The organism is Phenylobacterium sp., from assembly GCF_030681155.1.
Taxonomy (GTDB): domain Bacteria; phylum Pseudomonadota; class Alphaproteobacteria; order Caulobacterales; family Caulobacteraceae; genus Phenylobacterium.
The window spans coordinates 1-15371 of the sequence record NZ_JAUXXE010000057.1 but is presented as its reverse complement, the minus strand read 5'-3'; the positions used below and the strand labels follow the sequence as shown (position 1 = coordinate 15371).

General features: G+C 66.5%; 15 protein-coding genes, 1 tRNA gene and 1 riboswitch. Of the genes, 7 read left to right on the top strand and 9 right to left on the bottom strand.

The window, feature by feature from the left end; genetic code table 11:
* Positions 1-24 precede the first annotated feature (24 nt).
* From Q8M13_RS14840 to Q8M13_RS14820, 5 genes are all read right to left on the bottom strand, one after another.
* A complete protein-coding gene (locus tag Q8M13_RS14840) occupies positions 25-1896 on the bottom strand; it encodes a ferrous iron transporter B (protein ID WP_305300775.1) in 1872 nt (623 codons plus the stop codon).
* Positions 1893-2219, bottom strand: coding sequence for a FeoA family protein (locus Q8M13_RS14835; protein WP_305300774.1), 327 nt, complete (start codon positions 2217-2219; stop codon positions 1893-1895). The genes Q8M13_RS14840 and Q8M13_RS14835 overlap by 4 nt, the downstream gene beginning before the upstream one ends.
* 167 nt (positions 2220-2386) lie before the next feature.
* A tRNA-Leu gene (locus Q8M13_RS14830) sits at positions 2387-2471 on the bottom strand.
* A 138-nt stretch (positions 2472-2609) separates the two neighbouring features.
* Positions 2610-3041, bottom strand: coding sequence for a Cu(I)-responsive transcriptional regulator (cueR, locus tag Q8M13_RS14825; RefSeq protein ID WP_305300773.1), 432 nt, complete (start codon positions 3039-3041; stop codon positions 2610-2612).
* Positions 3042-3050: 9 nt separating this feature from the next.
* Positions 3051-5531: a heavy metal translocating P-type ATPase gene (locus Q8M13_RS14820; RefSeq protein WP_305300772.1), complete on the bottom strand. Its 2481-nt coding sequence runs from the start codon at positions 5529-5531 to the stop codon at positions 3051-3053.
* A 152-nt stretch (positions 5532-5683) separates the two neighbouring features.
* On the opposite strand from Q8M13_RS14820, the gene Q8M13_RS14815 reads away from it, so the two are divergent.
* Positions 5684-5881, top strand: a complete 198-nt coding sequence (locus Q8M13_RS14815; protein ID WP_305300771.1) for a heavy-metal-associated domain-containing protein — start codon at positions 5684-5686, stop codon at positions 5879-5881.
* On the opposite strand, the gene Q8M13_RS14810 is transcribed toward Q8M13_RS14815, so the two are convergent.
* Together Q8M13_RS14810 and Q8M13_RS14805 are read right to left on the bottom strand one after the other, a co-directional pair.
* Positions 5878-7020, bottom strand: coding sequence for a patatin-like phospholipase family protein (locus Q8M13_RS14810; RefSeq protein ID WP_305300770.1), 1143 nt, complete (start codon positions 7018-7020; stop codon positions 5878-5880). The genes Q8M13_RS14815 and Q8M13_RS14810 overlap by 4 nt on opposite strands.
* A gap of 104 nt (positions 7021-7124) precedes the next feature.
* On the bottom strand, positions 7125-7520 hold the full coding sequence (locus tag Q8M13_RS14805; RefSeq protein WP_305300768.1) for an MAPEG family protein: 396 nt from the start codon (positions 7518-7520) through the stop codon (positions 7125-7127).
* A gap of 142 nt (positions 7521-7662) precedes the next feature.
* On the opposite strand from Q8M13_RS14805, the gene Q8M13_RS14800 reads away from it, so the two are divergent.
* From Q8M13_RS14800 to Q8M13_RS14780, 5 genes are all read left to right on the top strand, one after another.
* A complete protein-coding gene (locus tag Q8M13_RS14800) occupies positions 7663-8574 on the top strand; it encodes a DMT family transporter (RefSeq protein WP_305300767.1) in 912 nt (303 codons plus the stop codon).
* 120 nt (positions 8575-8694) lie between these two features.
* Positions 8695-10971 (top strand): ATP-binding protein, encoded by a 2277-nt coding sequence (locus Q8M13_RS14795; protein WP_305300766.1) that lies wholly within the window; start codon positions 8695-8697, stop codon positions 10969-10971.
* A gap of 148 nt (positions 10972-11119) precedes the next feature.
* Positions 11120-11677: a tetratricopeptide repeat protein gene (locus Q8M13_RS14790; RefSeq protein WP_305300764.1), complete on the top strand. Its 558-nt coding sequence runs from the start codon at positions 11120-11122 to the stop codon at positions 11675-11677.
* A 118-nt stretch (positions 11678-11795) separates the two neighbouring features.
* Positions 11796-12068: a hypothetical protein gene (locus Q8M13_RS14785; protein ID WP_305300763.1), complete on the top strand. Its 273-nt coding sequence runs from the start codon at positions 11796-11798 to the stop codon at positions 12066-12068.
* Between the two features lie 72 nt (positions 12069-12140).
* Positions 12141-12989, top strand: coding sequence for a neutral zinc metallopeptidase (locus tag Q8M13_RS14780; protein WP_305300762.1), 849 nt, complete (start codon positions 12141-12143; stop codon positions 12987-12989).
* Between the two features lie 6 nt (positions 12990-12995).
* Here the strand turns inward: Q8M13_RS14780 and Q8M13_RS14775 are convergent, their stop codons facing one another.
* Positions 12996-13682 (bottom strand): aspartate/glutamate racemase family protein, encoded by a 687-nt coding sequence (locus tag Q8M13_RS14775; RefSeq protein ID WP_305300761.1) that lies wholly within the window; start codon positions 13680-13682, stop codon positions 12996-12998.
* A gap of 85 nt (positions 13683-13767) precedes the next feature.
* Positions 13768-14166 carry a DUF6491 family protein gene (locus Q8M13_RS14770; RefSeq protein WP_305300760.1) on the bottom strand — a complete coding sequence of 133 codons (399 nt, stop codon included), beginning with the start codon at positions 14164-14166 and terminating at the stop codon, positions 13768-13770.
* 88 nt (positions 14167-14254) lie between these two features.
* A riboswitch (TPP riboswitch) is annotated at positions 14255-14362 on the top strand.
* A gap of 60 nt (positions 14363-14422) precedes the next feature.
* On the opposite strand from Q8M13_RS14770, the gene Q8M13_RS14765 reads away from it, so the two are divergent.
* Positions 14423-15371: phosphomethylpyrimidine synthase ThiC (locus Q8M13_RS14765; protein WP_305300759.1), on the top strand; the 949-nt coding region annotated here is incomplete at its 3' end.

The window sequence follows — 15371 nt, the reverse complement described above, 5'->3', positions numbered from 1 at the left end:
TATCAGCTTTAGGTTGAAGCGGCGCTAACCGCCTCCGAGCGCCACGGCCGTGTGGTAGACGATGAACGAGGCGGTGTAGGCCAACGCGACCATGTAGACGAACATGATCACCGGCCAGCGCCAGCTGTTGGTCTCGCGCTTCACGACGCCCAAGGTGGGCGCGCACTGCGGGGCGAACACATACCAGGCCAGGAACGACAGGCCAGTGGCCAGCGACCAATGGTTGGCCAGGGCGGTGCCCAGGGCGCCGACATTGTTCTCCGCATCGCCGATGGCGTAGACGGTCCCGAGCGCGGCCACCGCCACCTCGCGCGCCGCCATGCCGGGGACCAGCGCGATCGACATCTGCCAATTGAAGCCGATGGGGGCGAGCAGCGGCTGGATCGCGTGGCCGATCATGCCGGCGAAGCTGTAGTCGATGGCTGGCTGGGTGGCGCCTTCCGGCGGATAGGGGAAGGTCGAGAGCACCCAGATCAGGATCATCATCGGCAGGATGATGCGGCCTGCGCGGTTGAGGAAGATCTTGGCCCGCACCAGCAGATTGCGCAGCACGCTCTTTGGTTCAGGCATCTTGTACGTCGGCAGCTCCATCAGGAACGGCTCGACCGTGCCGCGCCAGAAGACCCGGCGGATCACGAACGAGATCGCCAGGGCGCTGAGGATGCCGGAGGCGTAGAGGCCGAACATCACCAGGCCTTGCAGACTGGCGAAACCCCAGACGCGCTCGTTGGGAATGAAGGCCCCGATGATCAGGGTGTAGACGGGAATCCGTGCCGAACAGGTCATCAGCGGCGCGACCAGTATCGTGGTCAGCCGGTCTTCCTTGGAGTCGATCACCCGCGTCGACATGATGCCGGGGATGGCGCAGGCGAAGGACGACAGCAGCGGGATGAAGGCGCGGCCGTGCAGGCCGGCGCCGCCCATGATGCGGTCCATCAGGAAGGCCGCGCGGGCCATGTAGCCCAGGTCTTCCAGCAGGATAATGAAGAAGAACAGGACCAGGATCTGGGGCAGGAACACCAGGACGCTGCCGACCCCGGCGATTATCCCGTCGGATATCAGGCTTCGCAGAAGGTCGTTGGAGACATAGGCGCCGACGAACTGGCCGAGCGCGCCGAAGATCGCCTCGATCCCGTCCATCGCCGGCGTCGCCCAGGTGAAGACCGCTTGGAACATGACGAACAGGAGGCCGAGCAGGATGGCCAGGCCGCCGACCGGATGCAGCAGCACCTTGTCGATCTTGCCGGTCCAGGTGTCGGGATGCTCGGGCGGGCGAACATAGGTGCGCACCAGGCGTTGGGCTTCGGCGTGGGCCTGGCGGATTTCGGCGGCGTTGGGTTCGCGCCAGGTGTTCTCGCCGACCAGCTGACCCGCGGCGGCCAAGGCGTCGACCTGGGCCACCAGGTCCTCGATCCCGCGCTTGCGGGTAGCGACGGTCGTGACGATCGGGGCGCCGATCTCGCGGCTCAGGCCTTCCAGATCGATCCGCAGGCCCTGGCGTTGGGCGATGTCGTACATGTTGAGCGCCAGCACCATCGGGCGTCCGACCTGCTTCAGCTCCATGGCCAGTCGCAGGACCAGTCGCAGGTTGGTGGCGTCGGCCACGCAGACCACTACGTCAGGCGGGGTCTCGCCCTCCAGCCGGCCCAGCACGGCGTCGCGGGTCACCGCCTCGTCGGGGCTGCGGGCGCGCAGCGAATAGGTGCCCGGCAGGTCGAGGACGTACAGGTTCCGCCCGGCGGCCGAGGTGATCATGCCTTCCTTGCGCTCGACCGTGACGCCGGCGTAGTTGGCGACCTTCTGGCGCGAGCCGGTGAGGGCGTTGAAGAGAGCGGTCTTGCCGGAGTTGGGGTTGCCGACCAGGGCGACGCGGGCCGACGTCAGGGTCTCGCTCACGTCTTGGCTCCATCCAGCAGAATATAGATATCTTCGGCGTCGCGGCGGCGCAGGGCCACGCGCATGTCGTCCAGGCGCACGGCGATCGGATCGCGGCGAATGGCGCCTTCATGAATCACCTGGATGCGTGCGCCTTCGACGAAGCCGAACTCCAGCAACCGGCGCTGTAGTTCCTCGAGATTGACGCCGTGGTTGTCCGGCGAGCTCTCCGCGCGGACATCGACGATCGTTCCGACATCGCCCAGGGACGCCTCGCTCAGGCGCACGATGGCGCCCTCAACCGGGGGGGCCTCGGCCGCCGGCCGGGTCGAGATGTCGTTCATGGGAGATCCTTGACGCGCACTATTTGCGAACGATTATCATTCTGGGGGCGGCGCGTCGAGGGGCGAGCGGACAAAGCTCAACCTAAGGCCACGCTTTTTGGCCTGTAAAATCATCGTGTCAGCAGGATAGCGGCGTGCGTTCGTGAGAAACTGCAACGCGAGCGGTGTGGTGCCCCCTCCCGGACTCGAACCGGGATGCCTTTCAGCGCGGCATTTTGAGTGCCGTGTGTCTACCAATTCCACCAAAGGGGCGTGAGCGACCATCTACGTCAGAGCTGGGCTGCGATCAACGGAGCATCTTCGCCAACCTGCATCCTTTGCGACAGATAGGCGCCGGCGCGGGCCGATATCGCCGAAGAATCAGGTGCGCGCGTGTCGTGGTCCTCGGCTTCAGCGCCCGCGAACATCGGCCCCCTTGGATTCGACGGGCGAGCGGCCGCCGGTCAGATCGGCCAGGATCGGGCAATCGGGACGGTCGTCCCCGGCGCAGCAGTGCGACAGATGGCGCAGGGTGTCGGCCATGGTCTGCATCTCGGCAATCCTGGCGTCGAGTTCGTTCACGTGCTTTTCGGCGATGGCCTTCACCTCGCGACTCGGGCGCTCGCGGTCGCGCCACAGCGACAGCAACTGGGTGATCTCCGGCATCGAGAAACCTAGCGAGCGGGCGCGGCGGATGAAGCGCAGTTCGTTGACCTCGCGCTCGTCGAACTCGCGATAGTTGGACTCCGTTCGGCTGGCCGGGCGCACCAGGCCAATCTCGTCGTAATAGCGGATCATCTTGGTGGAGACGCCCGAGGCCTTCGAAGCTTGACCGATGTTCATCTCGTCCTCCTAGGAATGGGCCGCGAACGGCGGGCGGAAGGTCTTCAGGCGCAGGGCGTTGGTGAGCACGCTGACGCTGGATAGCGCCATCGCCCCGGCCGCGAACATCGGCGACAGCAGGATCCCGAAGGCCGGATAGAGCAGGCCCGCGGCCACCGGGATCAAGACGACGTTGTACCCAAACGCCCAGATCAGGTTCTGGCGGATGTTGTTCAAGACCGCGCGGCTCAGCGACATGGCGGTGGCGACGGCACGCAGGTCGCCGCGCATCAGCACGATGTCGGCGCTCTCGATGGCGACGTCGGTGCCCGCGCCCATGGCGATGCCGATGTCTGCCGAGGCGAGGGCAGGGGCGTCGTTCACACCGTCGCCGACAAAGGCGATGGGGCCATAGCGTTTGCGAAGGCCTTGGACCGCCTCGACCTTACCGTCGGGCAGCACCTCGGCGACCACCTCGTCGAGCCCCAGCGACTTGGCGACTGCGCGGGCGGTGGCGGCGTTGTCGCCGGTGATCATGACCACCTTCAGCCCCATGGCGTGCAGGGCGTCCAGCGCCTCCTTGGTGGTGGGCTTGATCGGGTCGGCGACGGCGATGATCGCCGCTAGCTTGCCGTCGATGGCGGCGTAGAGCGGGCTCTTGGCCTCGGCGCCCAAGCGGGCGGCGGTCTCTTGGAAGATCGCGACGTCCAGGCCGAGCTTGCGCATGTAGCGGTCGGCGCCGACCTGGACCCTGCGGCCGCCGACCAAGGCTTGCGCGCCGAAGCCGGGGACCGCTTCGAAGGCGTCCGGCGAGGCCACGGTCAGGCCCCTGGTCTTGGCTTCCTCGACGATGGCCTCGGCGATCGGGTGTTCGGAGCGCGTCTCAACGCCGGCGACTAGGCTCAGGACCTCAGCCTCATCGAAGCCATCGGCGGTCTGCAAATCGGTCAGGGCCGGACGGCCCAGCGTCAAGGTGCCGGTCTTGTCGAAGGCCACGACCTTGACGTCGCGTAGGCCTTGCAAGGCTTCACCCCGCCGGAACAGAACGCCGAGCTCGGCGGCCTTGCCGGTCCCGACCATGATTGAGGTCGGTGTCGCCAGTCCCATGGCGCAGGGGCAGGCGATGATCAGCACGGCCACGGCGTTGACCAGGGCGAACGCGAGCGCCGGGCTCGGCCCCAGCAGCCACCAGGCGGCGAAGGTCAGCAGGGCGGCGGCGATGACGGCGGGCACGAACCAGCCGGTCACCTTGTCTACAAGCGCCTGGATCGGCAGCTTGGCGCCCTGAGCGGTTTCGACCATGCGGACGATCTGGGCCAGCATGGTTTCGGCGCCGACCTTGGTGGCGCGGAAGCGGAAGGCCCCGGTCTTGTTCACCGTGCCGCCGACGACGGTCGCGCCGACAGACTTCTCGACTGGAATGGGCTCGCCGGTGATCATCGATTCATCGACGAAGGAGGCGCCTTCCACGACCTCGCCGTCGACGGCGATGCGCTCGCCCGGACGAACCGCGAGGATGTCGCCGGCGACGACCTCGGCGATGGCGATCTCCTGCTCTTCACCCTCGCGTACCACTCGGGCGGTCTTGGCCTGCAGGGTCATCAGCCGCTTGATGGCTTCGCTGGTACGGCCCTTGGCCTGGGCCTCGAACAAGCGGCCCAGCAGGATTAGGGTCACAATGACGGCGGCGGCTTCGTAATAGACGTGGTCCGCGCCGGCCGGCAGCAATTGCGGCGCGAAGGTCGCCACCGCCGAATAGGCGAAGGCCGCGCTGGTCCCGAGGACGACCAGCGAGTTCATGTCCGGCGTGCGGCGGATCAAATTGGGAACGCCCTTGCGGAAGAACCGCAGGCCGGGGCCGAACAGCACCAGGGCCGCCAGCACGAAGCTCGCCAGCCGCCAGGGCTGCTCGCCGATGGTCGCTTCCAGCCAGTGGTGGACGCCCGGAATGAAGTGACGGCCCATCTCGACCAGGAACAGAGGCAGGGTGCCGGCCGCGGCGACCATGGCCGCGCGCTTCAGGGCGGTGATTTCCGCTTGCCTTGCCTCGGCCTCGCGGTCGGCCATGTCGGGCGTCGCCTCGCCGACCGGCTCGGCCTGGTAGCCCGCCTGTTCCACCGCAGCGATCAGCGCGGGCAACTCGGCGGCGCCGGCCAGGGCGCTGACATGGGCGCGCTCGGTCGCCAGATTGACCTCGGCGGAGAGGACGCCCGGCACGGTCTTCAGCGCCCGCTCCACCCGGCCGACGCAGCTCGCGCAGGTCATGCCGCCGATCTTAAGGTCGACTTCACGGGCCAGCGGCTCATAGCCGGCCTTGCGGATGGCCTCGACCACCGCCTCTGTATTGCCGTCGCCATTGAATTCCACATGGGCACGTTCCGCGGCGAGATTTACGCTCGCCTTGGCGACGCCCGGCACCGCCGCGATAGCTTTTTCGACCCGGCCAACACAGCTCGCGCAGGTCATTCCTAGCACCGGAATTTCCAGCGGTTTCAATATGATGTCGGACATCGGCAGGGCCTCCTAAGCGGTAACGCCCAGCCTAGATGGACTTTCCCATCATGGGAGGGTCAAGGCCCAAACATCTTTCCCGAGAGAGGTTGACCTTCCCATGATGGGAAACCGTATCCCTGCAGCAAGTGAAGTCAGAACAGGAGAAGTCGATGCTTCGTTTTCAGGTCCAGGGCATGACGTGCGGCCACTGCGTCCAGTCCGTCACCAAGGCGGTGCAGGCGGTCGAAGCCAAGGCGCAGGTGCAGGTTGATCTGGCCAGTAAGAGCGTCAGCGTCGAGGGTAGCGACCGCAAGGACGCGATCGCCGAGGCGATCCGGGCCGCGGGCTATGAGGTGCTCGCGGCCTAGCCCAGCTTCCGCCAGGCGATACCTTTGATCACATTGTCGCGGCCGAGCGTGAACAGGCGCTTCATGCTGGCGGCGTCGAAGTTCAGGCTGCCGCTCTCGGCGTCGCTCGGGACCATGGTGATCTCGAAGTCGAGGTCGTTGCGTTCGGCGAAGGCCCGGCTGGCGGCGATGTGGGTTCGCGCTGTCGACTTCATCATGCTGTCGAAGGTGCGCGCCAGGATCGCCGTCACTCGTCCTCGGGTGACGGCGAAGGCCGGGTCGAGCTGGCCGTTGACGATCACATGAACCCGGCCCTTGAGCGCGCGCCCGTCTGGCGCCTCCCAAAAGAACATGCCCTCGGGGATCGACACGAACGGCGCCGTGACGGCGCCGTCGACGTGCATTTCGCGAATGGGGCTCAATCCGGTGTCGTCGAGCGGGATCATCACCGGCGGGAACACTCCAGGGATCGAGCTTGAGGCCACCAGTACATCCCGAAACAGCGCCAGCGCTTTGGGCGTTCGGCGGGTGGCGATGGCCCCCATGTCCCAGATCACCGTCTGCTGGGTGTCGAGGTTGGTGGTGACGATCAGCGGCCGCCGACCCTTGGCGTGCTCTGCCGCGATCTCCCGCAACATCGCCGGAGTGACATAGGCCTCCACCAACTGGCGCAGGCGATTGGGGCTGAAGAGGCTGGAGGAGAACAGTAGGCCAAGGCCCCGCCTTTGCAGGATGTCGCTGGCCTTGCCGCCGGCATAGGCGGCGGTGAGTTGGCCGTCCCAGGCCGGTCCCAGGAAGGCGAAGGGCGCGATCAGCGCACCGGTGCTGACGCCGGTGACCACCGCGAAGGTGGGGCGAGCGCCGGTGTTCGTCCAACCGACCATGACGCCGGCGCCATAGGCGCCGTCCGCGCCGCCGCCGGAAATGGCCAGGATGTCGAACTGTTGGGCGCCGCTTTTCTCAAGTTCAGCCCTCGCCTTGGCGGTGAAGGCGAGCGCGGCTTGCGGATCGTCGGCGTTGAAGCGGATGTCCGAGCCTTGGCCCAGGGCGGCGCGCTCGGCCTCGGCGACGGTGAAGTCCTCGCGCGAAAACGAGGCGCAACCCGCAAGCTGTGACCCCATCAGGACGAAGGCCGCCAGCAGACCAAGTACGCGCGACATCCACTCCAACTCCGGCCAGCCCCCGCTGGAGCTTAGCGCACTTCGCCTGCAAAAACCGCAGGCTGCATTCGCGAAAGCCGCAAGGCCGGCGCGAACGCCTGGCCTCAGGGCAGCAGGATCGCCTGGGCGATCATGCCGAGCCCGACGATGCTGACCAGCCAGGCCAGCGAACGCACGTGACGCACGCCCCAGGCATAGAGCGGCACATAGGCCACGCGCGCCCAGAAGTAGATTTGCGCGCCGAGCGCAGTGATCTCGCTCTCCTTGCCGGCCACGTGGGCGATCAGCACAGCGCCAAGGAACAGCGGCAGGGTCTCGAAGAGGTTGTCCTGAGCGCGCTTGAGCCGTTCGGCCCGGGCGCTCAACGGCGGCATCTCGCCATCGCGGGGGCCGGTGTTCCACTTGAGCCCGTACTGGCCGGTCCGGGCGATATCGAACAGCAGTATTTGCGCAAACGCCAGGACCAGGGTCCAGGCCGCCATCATCAGTCCGATCGTCATCGCCGATTCCCCCATTGGTGAGCAGTTTGGGGGAGGTTGAGGCGATTACGTCACGTTAGGCCAGTCTTTCTGACGCAGGTACGCGCACCCTATGGCGTGGGCGTGCCGACCCCTCTAAGCGAGGGACCCGAAGGAGAGCGCCTTGTCCGCCGAAGCCCCAGCCCACGCCGTCCTGCAGCGCAATGGCCTGGGTATCCTCCTGCGGGTGGCGGCCATGGCCTGCATGGCGGGGCTCGCGGCGCTGGTGAAGGCCTGCGCCGAGCGCGGCGCGCCGGTGCTGGAGATCATCTTCTTCCGTAACGCCTTCGCCTTCGTGCCGGTGCTCTTCTATATCTCGCGCACCAGCAGCTTCTCGATTTTGAAGACCAGCCGCCCAGGCGGTCACGCGACGCGGGCCACCGTTGGCCTGGTCGGCATGGTTTGTGGGTTCACTGCGGTCTCGATGCTGCCGCTGACCGAATCCACGGCGCTGTCGTTCGCCGCGCCGTTGTTCATGACAGCGCTATCGGCGCCGATCCTCAAGGAACGGGTCGGGATCCATCGCTGGGGGGCGGTGATCGTTGGCTTCATCGGCGTGCTGATCATGATCCGGCCCGATCCCAACCATATGGCGACGCTGGGCACGGTGTTTGGCCTAGCTGGCGCCCTGGGGGCGGCCGGCGCGATGATCGCCATCCGGGAGATCGGCCGCACTGAGCCGGGCCCGACCATCGTCTTCTATTTCACCTTGGCGGGAATGTTGCTGGGCCTGGCCAGCCTGCCGTTCGGCGGCTGGGTCATTCCTGACATGACGACGTTGGTGATGCTGGTCTGCACCGGTCTGGTCGGCGGGACCGGGCAACTTCTGCTGACCGAGGCATTGCGCCGGGCGCCCGTCGCGGTCGTCGCGCCCTTTGACTACACTCAGCTCATCTGGGCCTGCATCCTGGGCTACGCGTTCTGGGATGAAATTCCCCGCACCGCGACCGTGATCGGGGCGCTGGTCGTTGCGGCCAGCGGGCTTTACATTTTGCTTCGCGAGACGCGCCGGTTTCGCATCGGCAAGGCGAGCTGAAAAAGGGCGTTGACGCCTATTGACGCATACTGTGATCGTCAGCCCGCATGTCGCTGGTTTCACTATGACATCGATGCGCCCTAGGGTAGCGGCGGACCTCGACCCGAGCTGAGCGATCGCTTGAACGAAACTGCGTCTTCCTCGCCTCGACGCGCGCCGGGCCTCCACGTCCGGCTGGTGGCTCTGGTGCTGGCCGTCCTCATCCCGGCGCTGATCGCCGGCGGCCTGTTGATATGGACGGTCTACAACCAGCAGCGAAATTTTGTCGAACGCCAGATGGCCGAGACCGCGCGCGCCCTCTCCCTGGTGGTCGACCGCGAGATCGGGCAGCGAGAGGTCTTGCTGGAGGTCCTCGCTGCGTCGCCCTACCTCAAGACCGAAGACTGGGCCGCGTTCGACGCTCAGGCGCGTGAGGCCACCGCCGATTCCGGCGCCTGGATAGTGGTTTTCGGGGCCGACGGGCTGCAGAAGGTGAACACCCGCCTGCCTGCGGGCGCACCGCTGCCGAACGGCGCGCGTCGCGCCTCGGGTCTTAGCTGGACGAAGACCGAGAGTGGGCGGATGCAGGTTTCGAACCTGTTCCACGCCTCGGTGGCCAAGGAAGCGATAATTTCCTTCAATATCCCGGTGGAGCGGCCTGGGGCGCCGCCGCTGATCCTGGCGGCCGGAGCTACGGCGGAATCCTTTGGGCAGGTCTGGATCGACCAGAATTTCCCCCAGACCTGGACCGGCTCGATCATCGACGCCACGGGCCTGATCGTCGCCCGGAACCGAAACCCAGGGGAGATGGTGGGCAAGTCGGCCTCGCCGACCATGCGCGGCCACTTCGCGCGGGCTCGTTCAGGCGTGGCCAGCACCCGGACCCTGGATGGCGTGCCCAGCCTCACCGCCTGGAGCACGTCGCCGGGGTATGGCTGGTCGTTCGTGGTCGCCGTGCCGTTGTCGGAGATCGCCGGCCAGGCGCGCCAATCACTCTTGTGGGGCATGGGCCTGGGACTATGTGTTCTGGGATTTGGCGCGGTCCTGGCGATCTATGCGGCGCGCAGCTTGGCCCGCCCCGTCGAGCGTCTGGCGGACGCCGCCCTGGCCTGGACCGAGAGCCCGCCGCCGGCGCCGTTCCCAACGGGAACAAAGGAAATCGACGCCCTGGCCGCCGCGCTCCGCGAAGCCGGCGCCAAGGTGGCGGCTCAACGCGCTGAGTTGCTCAATCTGAACGCCTCGCTCGAAGCCCGTGTCACCGAGCGAACCCAGGAGTTGGCCGAGGCGATGGAAAGTCTCGCCCAAGCGCAAAAGATGGAGGCGATCGGCCGGCTGACGGGCGGGGTGGCCCATGACTTCAACAACCTCCTGATGGCGGTGTTGGGCAATCTCGACCTGCTGTCGCGCCGGCTCAGCGACCCCAAGCATGTGCGCTATCTGGAACAGGCGCGCGCGGCCGGCGAACGAGGCGCAAAGCTGACGGGACAACTCCTGGCCTTCTCCCGCCGCCAACGGCTGGAGGTGAAGGCCATGGATATCGGCCAGGCGGTCGAAGCGGCCGCCGCCTTGCTGCGGCCGACCATCGGCGGCGCCCACCGGCTGGAGGTCGCGGTGGCGCCTGATCTGTGGCCGGCGCTGGGCGATGCGACGCAGGTCGAGCTGATGGTGGTCAATCTCTCGCTCAACGCTCGGGACGCGATGACTTCAGGCGGCGTGGTGAGCATCTCGGCCACCAATGTGACGGTCGCGGCGGGCGGTCGTCGCGCCGAGGGACCCGCGGCCGGCGACTACGTGATGATCGCGGTGACCGACACTGGGGAAGGCATGACCCCTGATGTGGTCTCCCGAGTGTTTGAGCCCTTCTTTACGACCAAGCCGCTGGGAAAGGGGTCGGGCCTTGGTTTGCCGCAGGTTCTAGGGCTGGCCAAGCAGCTCGGCGGCGGGGTCGAGATCGACACCGCGCCGGATCAGGGCTCCACGGTCAGGGTCTATCTGCCGCGCGCCGAGGCGTTCGACGTTGTCGAGCCAAGCATGGACATCGCTCCGGACAGCGCGGCCTTGAAGGGGCTGAGGGTGTTGCTGGTCGATGACGATGTCGGAGTGCGTACGGTGACCGCCCAGATGTTGAAGGACCTCGGCTGCCGCGTCACCTTGGCGGAGAGTGGAGAGCAGGCCCTGGACCGCATGCGCGAGGATCCGGACCTTGAGGCGGCTCTGGTGGACTTTGCGATGCCTGGTCTTAGCGGGGGCGAGACCGCGGCCGGCTTGCGTTGGGAGCGGGCCGACTTCCCAGTGGTGATCATGACCGGCTATGCGGATCTTGAAGAACTCGCTGAGACCTGGGCCGGGCCGGTCATGCACAAGCCGTTCAACATGGCCGACCTTGCTCGCGAAATGGTCCGCGCGATTTTGAAATAGTCGCTTGAAAACAGCGCCTTGATATCGAATTTCTGCAGCAAGCTGTCATTGACAGAACGCCGTTCTGGGCGGACTCTTGGACTGAAGGTCGGACCCGCGCCGGCTCCTTCGCCGGCTGTGGCGTCCGACGGACACAGGAGGCCCGGCCATGTTCAAGCTGTTGATGGCGACAAGCGTTGCAATCCTGACCTGCGCGGCCGCAGGTTCAGCTGAGGGCGCGGTGACGGTGTTTGGCGGCGGTCTCGCCCAGGGCTGCTCCAAAGCGGCCATGAACGGAGAGGACGACGTCAAGTTTCAGGAAGTCTGCACCCTGGCGCTGGATACCGAGGCCATGGCCCCGCGAGATCGGGCGGGGACCTACGTCAATCGCGGCGTGCTGAAGCTGCGGCGGACGTCCTACTCCGACGCCGCCCGCGACTTCGATGAGGCGGTCCGACTGCAGCCCGACATGGGCGAGGCCTATGTGAATCGCGGCGCGGCCTCCATCGGTCAAAAGCGCTATGCCGACAGCCTGCCCGACATCAACAAGGCCTTGGAACTCGGGATCACCGAGCCGGAGAAAGCCTACTTCAACCGCGCCCTGGCCTATGAGGGGCTGGACGACGCCAAGTCTGCCTATTTCGACTACCAGAAGGCGGTCGAGATGGCCCCGGCATGGGGTGCCCCGCGCGAGCAGCTCACCCGCTTTTCGGTTTCGACCCGCTAGGGAGCTTTTGGCCCAGGCTGCGCGTTCCCAGACTATGACACGGCTCATCCAAGTCCTGGCTCTACTGACAATATCCCCGCCCTCGGCGGCCCTGGCCCAGGTCGATCACCGAGCGGCCATGTACGAGCTGGATCTGTCTGCCCAGCAGATGCAGCAGCAACAGCGCGCGGTCGCGCTGGAAAATCAGCTGAACTCGCTGGATGCCAGGATGCAGACCGAGCAAAGGCTGCGCGATGTCGACACCATGCGCACGCGGCCCAGCCTGACCCTGCCCGCAAAGGCGCCCCCCGCTGCCGACCAAGTCAGCATGAGCGGTTTCGCCCAGATGCCCGACGATATGCTGGCCACCTCCAGCGCCCGCGTGCGTGAGGCTTCGCAAAACAGACGCTGACAGCGAAGCTGTTCGGCCGCATCCTGCGCCCCGCTTGTGCGTTGAGCGTGGGCGCTTCGGGAGGACCAGGGCATGCGTTGGCAGGGCGGCCGCAGGGGCGGCAATATTGAGGACCGTCGCGGCGTCAGCGCCGCCGGTGTGGGCGGCGTCGGCATGGTCGGCGTCATCATCGCTTTGGTCGGCTACTTCGTCTTCGGTATCGATCCCTCGACCACCATGTCGGTCGTTGAGGGCGGCGCGCAGCAAACCCAGCAACAGGAAGGCGTGCGCGGCACGACCGCCGACGAGGGCGGTCAGTTCGTCGACGTCATCGAGCAATCGACCACCGACGTCTGGACCCCGATCTTCGCCCAGGCGGGGCAGCGCTATCAGCGGCCGGCGTCAATCGTCATCTATGATCAGGCGACCGGAACCGGCTGCGGCATGGGTCAGTCGGCCATGGGGCCGTTCTATTGCCCGGCCGATCAGAAAGTCTATCTGGACCTGGCCTTCTGGCAGGAGCTCGAGACCCGGTTCGGCGCCAAGGGCGAGGCGGCTCGCGCCTATGTCATCGCCCACGAGATCGGTCACCACGTCCAGCATCTGACCGGCCAGACCGCTCAGGTCGAACGCGGCGCGCGCGGCGCCGATAGCTCGGCGGTGCGGCTGGAACTGCAAGCAGACTGCTATGCCGGCGTCTGGGTCGCGCACGCACCGAAGGTTTCCGGTGGCGAGGTCTCGCTCGACCCGGCCGACATCGAGGACGGCATGCGGGCCGCCGCCGCGGTCGGCGACGACGCAATCCAGAAGCAATCCCAGGGCCGGGTCATGCCCGACGCCTTCACCCACGGCACCAGCGAACAGCGCATGCGCTGGTTCCGGATCGGCCTCGAAAGCGGCAATCCCGGCGCGTGCGACACCTTCAAGGCGCGCCGCCTGTAAAGCGTCTCAGGCCGGCAGCGGCTCCAGGCCCAGGCAGACCGCCACGCAGCGGCGAGCCAGGGTTTCGCTGGAATCAATGAAGGGCAGGCGGGTCACGCCGGCCTCGACCACCAGCGGCACTTCGGTGCAGCCGGCGATAATGGTTTCCGCGCCGCCGGCAGCCAGATCGGCGGTCAGGGCCGCCATTTCCGCTCGGACCTCGCGGCTCCTATCGCCGCCCTTGATCTTCTGGACCAGGTCCATGAACACCGCCTGGCGATCAGGCTCGAGCGTCACCAGTCCCATGCCCTGGGCGGCGAGGTATTCGCGATAGAGCTTCAGGGCGGTTCGCGAGCCGAGCACGCCTGCGCGCCGCGCGCCGGTGTCGCGGGCTGCGACCGATGCGGTGGTGATCATGTCGATCAACGGCAGGCCCGACGAGCGGCTGATCAGGTCGGCATAGGTGTGGGCGGTGTTGCAGGCGATAGCCATGACCTGCGCCCCGGCGCCCTGCAGCGCGCCGGCCATCTCAGCCAGCACCGGACCCGGCTTAGCCAGCGGGTCGTTGAAATCCGGCACCTGCGGGTTGATGTCGACGATGGTGCGGATGTGGTCCTGTTCGCGATTGGTCGGCGTCAGGGCCTGAAGTTTGGCGAGGAAATCGACCGTCGCCGCCGGACCCATGCCGCCAAGAACGCCCAGGATCAATGTCACGCCAAGCGCCTTTCAGTGTGGTCGACCGCAGTTCGCCGCCTGACTAGCACGTCGCCCCGGCCAGCGGCGAGCCCCGGCCTTTCGCCTAGGGCTTAACCTTTGGCGGCAGGGCGGCGATCTGATCAGGCGTCAGTTTGGTGATCTCCTTGATGATGCAAGGCGATGCGCCGACATTCCCCAGCTTGACCTTCAAATTGAGGTCGATCGGGCGACAGATGAGATCCGTGCCGCCGAACGGCTCCATGATCAGCGGGTCGCTGGTGGTCGTGCCGGCCAGGCAGGCGCCGGACATGTCCAGGCGGTAGACGTCGCGTAGGCCGACGCTGAAATATAGGGTCCGGTCGTCGGCCTTGGTGTGGCCCCGGATCTGGCTCATGCGGAAACACTGCGAGCCGGTCGCCGGCTTGGCTTGATCGGCGGCCAGCGCCGGCAGGGCGCAGGCGGCCAGGGCGAGGGCCGAGGTGATGACGAGCAGGCGTTTCATGACGGTTCTCCTGATGGGCCGAACTATGCGCGCATTTTGCGCCCGGATGGCGGCGCTTTCCATCGGCTTCATTCACGCCTAAGACTCGTGCTTGTCCTCGGGGGGCCGCGCATAGGCGGCTGAGAGGCGGGCGAGCCCGCGACCCGTAGAACCTGATCCGGGTCATGCCGGCGAAGGGAAGGCGTTTCGGGTGCGGTTCTGCGCCCGGATTCCCGTTCGCCCGGCATAGCCTTTTTGGCCTAGAGGAGCCGTGCCGGTGAATATCCAGACGCCTATCAAAGACGCCATTCCGACCGGCGAACGTCCGGGTTCGCGCAAGGTCTACCAACCGGGCGTGCTGTGGCCCGACATCCGCGTGCCGTTCCGCGAAGTGTCGGTGCATCCCTCGGCTAACGAGCCGCCGGTGACGATCTATGATCCGTCCGGCCCCTACACCGACCCCAATGCGACGATCGACATCGACAAGGGCCTGGCCCGCACCCGCGAGCCCTGGGTGGTGTCGCGCGGCGACGTCGAGATCGTCGAAAACCCCCGCGAGGTGAAGCCTGAAGACAACGGCTTCGCCAAGGGCGAACACCTGGCGCCGCAGTTCAGCGCTCCGCGCCGTATCTATCGCGCCAAGGCCGGCGCCGCCGTTACCCAGCTTGAATATGCTCGTCGCGGGATCATCACCCCGGAGATGGAATATGTCGCCATCCGCGAGAACCTGCGTCGCCAGGAGAATGATGGCGCGATCCGCGACGGCGAGGACTTCGGCGCTTCGATCCCCGACTTCGTGACCCCGGAATTCGTTCGTGACGAGGTGGCGCGGGGCCGCGCGATCATCCCGGCCAACATCAACCACACCGAACTTGAGCCGATGGCGATCGGCCGGAACTTCCTGGTCAAGATCAACGCCAACATCGGCAATTCGGCGGTGCTGTCGACCGTCGCCGACGAGGTCGACAAGATGGTGTGGTCGACCCGCTGGGGCGCCGACACGGTCATGGACCTGTCGACCGGCCGCAACATCCACAACATCCGCGACTGGATCATCCGTAACAGCCCGGTTCCGATCGGCACGGTGCCGATCTACCAGGCCCTCGAAAAGGTCAACGGCGTCGCCGAGGACCTGAACTGGGAAGTCTTCCGCGACACCCTGATCGAGCAGGCGGAACAGGGCGTGGACTACTTCACCATCCACTCCGGCGTGCTGCTGCGCTATG

Bases quoted from the DNA above. Each gene is read 5' to 3' on its own strand.
- Q8M13_RS14835 (WP_305300774.1), bottom strand. From the start codon at position 2,219: ATGAACGACATCTCGACCCGGCCGGCGGCCGAGGCCCCCCCGGTTGAG.
- cueR (WP_305300773.1), bottom strand. From the start codon at position 3,041: ATGAACATCGGTCAAGCTTCGAAGGCCTCGGGCGTCTCCACCAAGATG.
- Q8M13_RS14820 (WP_305300772.1), bottom strand. From the start codon at position 5,531: ATGTCCGACATCATATTGAAACCGCTGGAAATTCCGGTGCTAGGAATG.
- Q8M13_RS14815 (WP_305300771.1), top strand. From the start codon at position 5,684: ATGCTTCGTTTTCAGGTCCAGGGCATGACGTGCGGCCACTGCGTCCAG.
- Q8M13_RS14810 (WP_305300770.1), bottom strand. From the start codon at position 7,020: ATGTCGCGCGTACTTGGTCTGCTGGCGGCCTTCGTCCTGATGGGGTCA.
- Q8M13_RS14805 (WP_305300768.1), bottom strand. From the start codon at position 7,520: ATGACGATCGGACTGATGATGGCGGCCTGGACCCTGGTCCTGGCGTTT.
- Q8M13_RS14790 (WP_305300764.1), top strand. From the start codon at position 11,120: ATGTTCAAGCTGTTGATGGCGACAAGCGTTGCAATCCTGACCTGCGCG.
- Q8M13_RS14785 (WP_305300763.1), top strand. From the start codon at position 11,796: ATGTACGAGCTGGATCTGTCTGCCCAGCAGATGCAGCAGCAACAGCGC.
- Q8M13_RS14780 (WP_305300762.1), top strand. From the start codon at position 12,141: ATGCGTTGGCAGGGCGGCCGCAGGGGCGGCAATATTGAGGACCGTCGC.
- Q8M13_RS14770 (WP_305300760.1), bottom strand. From the start codon at position 14,166: ATGAAACGCCTGCTCGTCATCACCTCGGCCCTCGCCCTGGCCGCCTGC.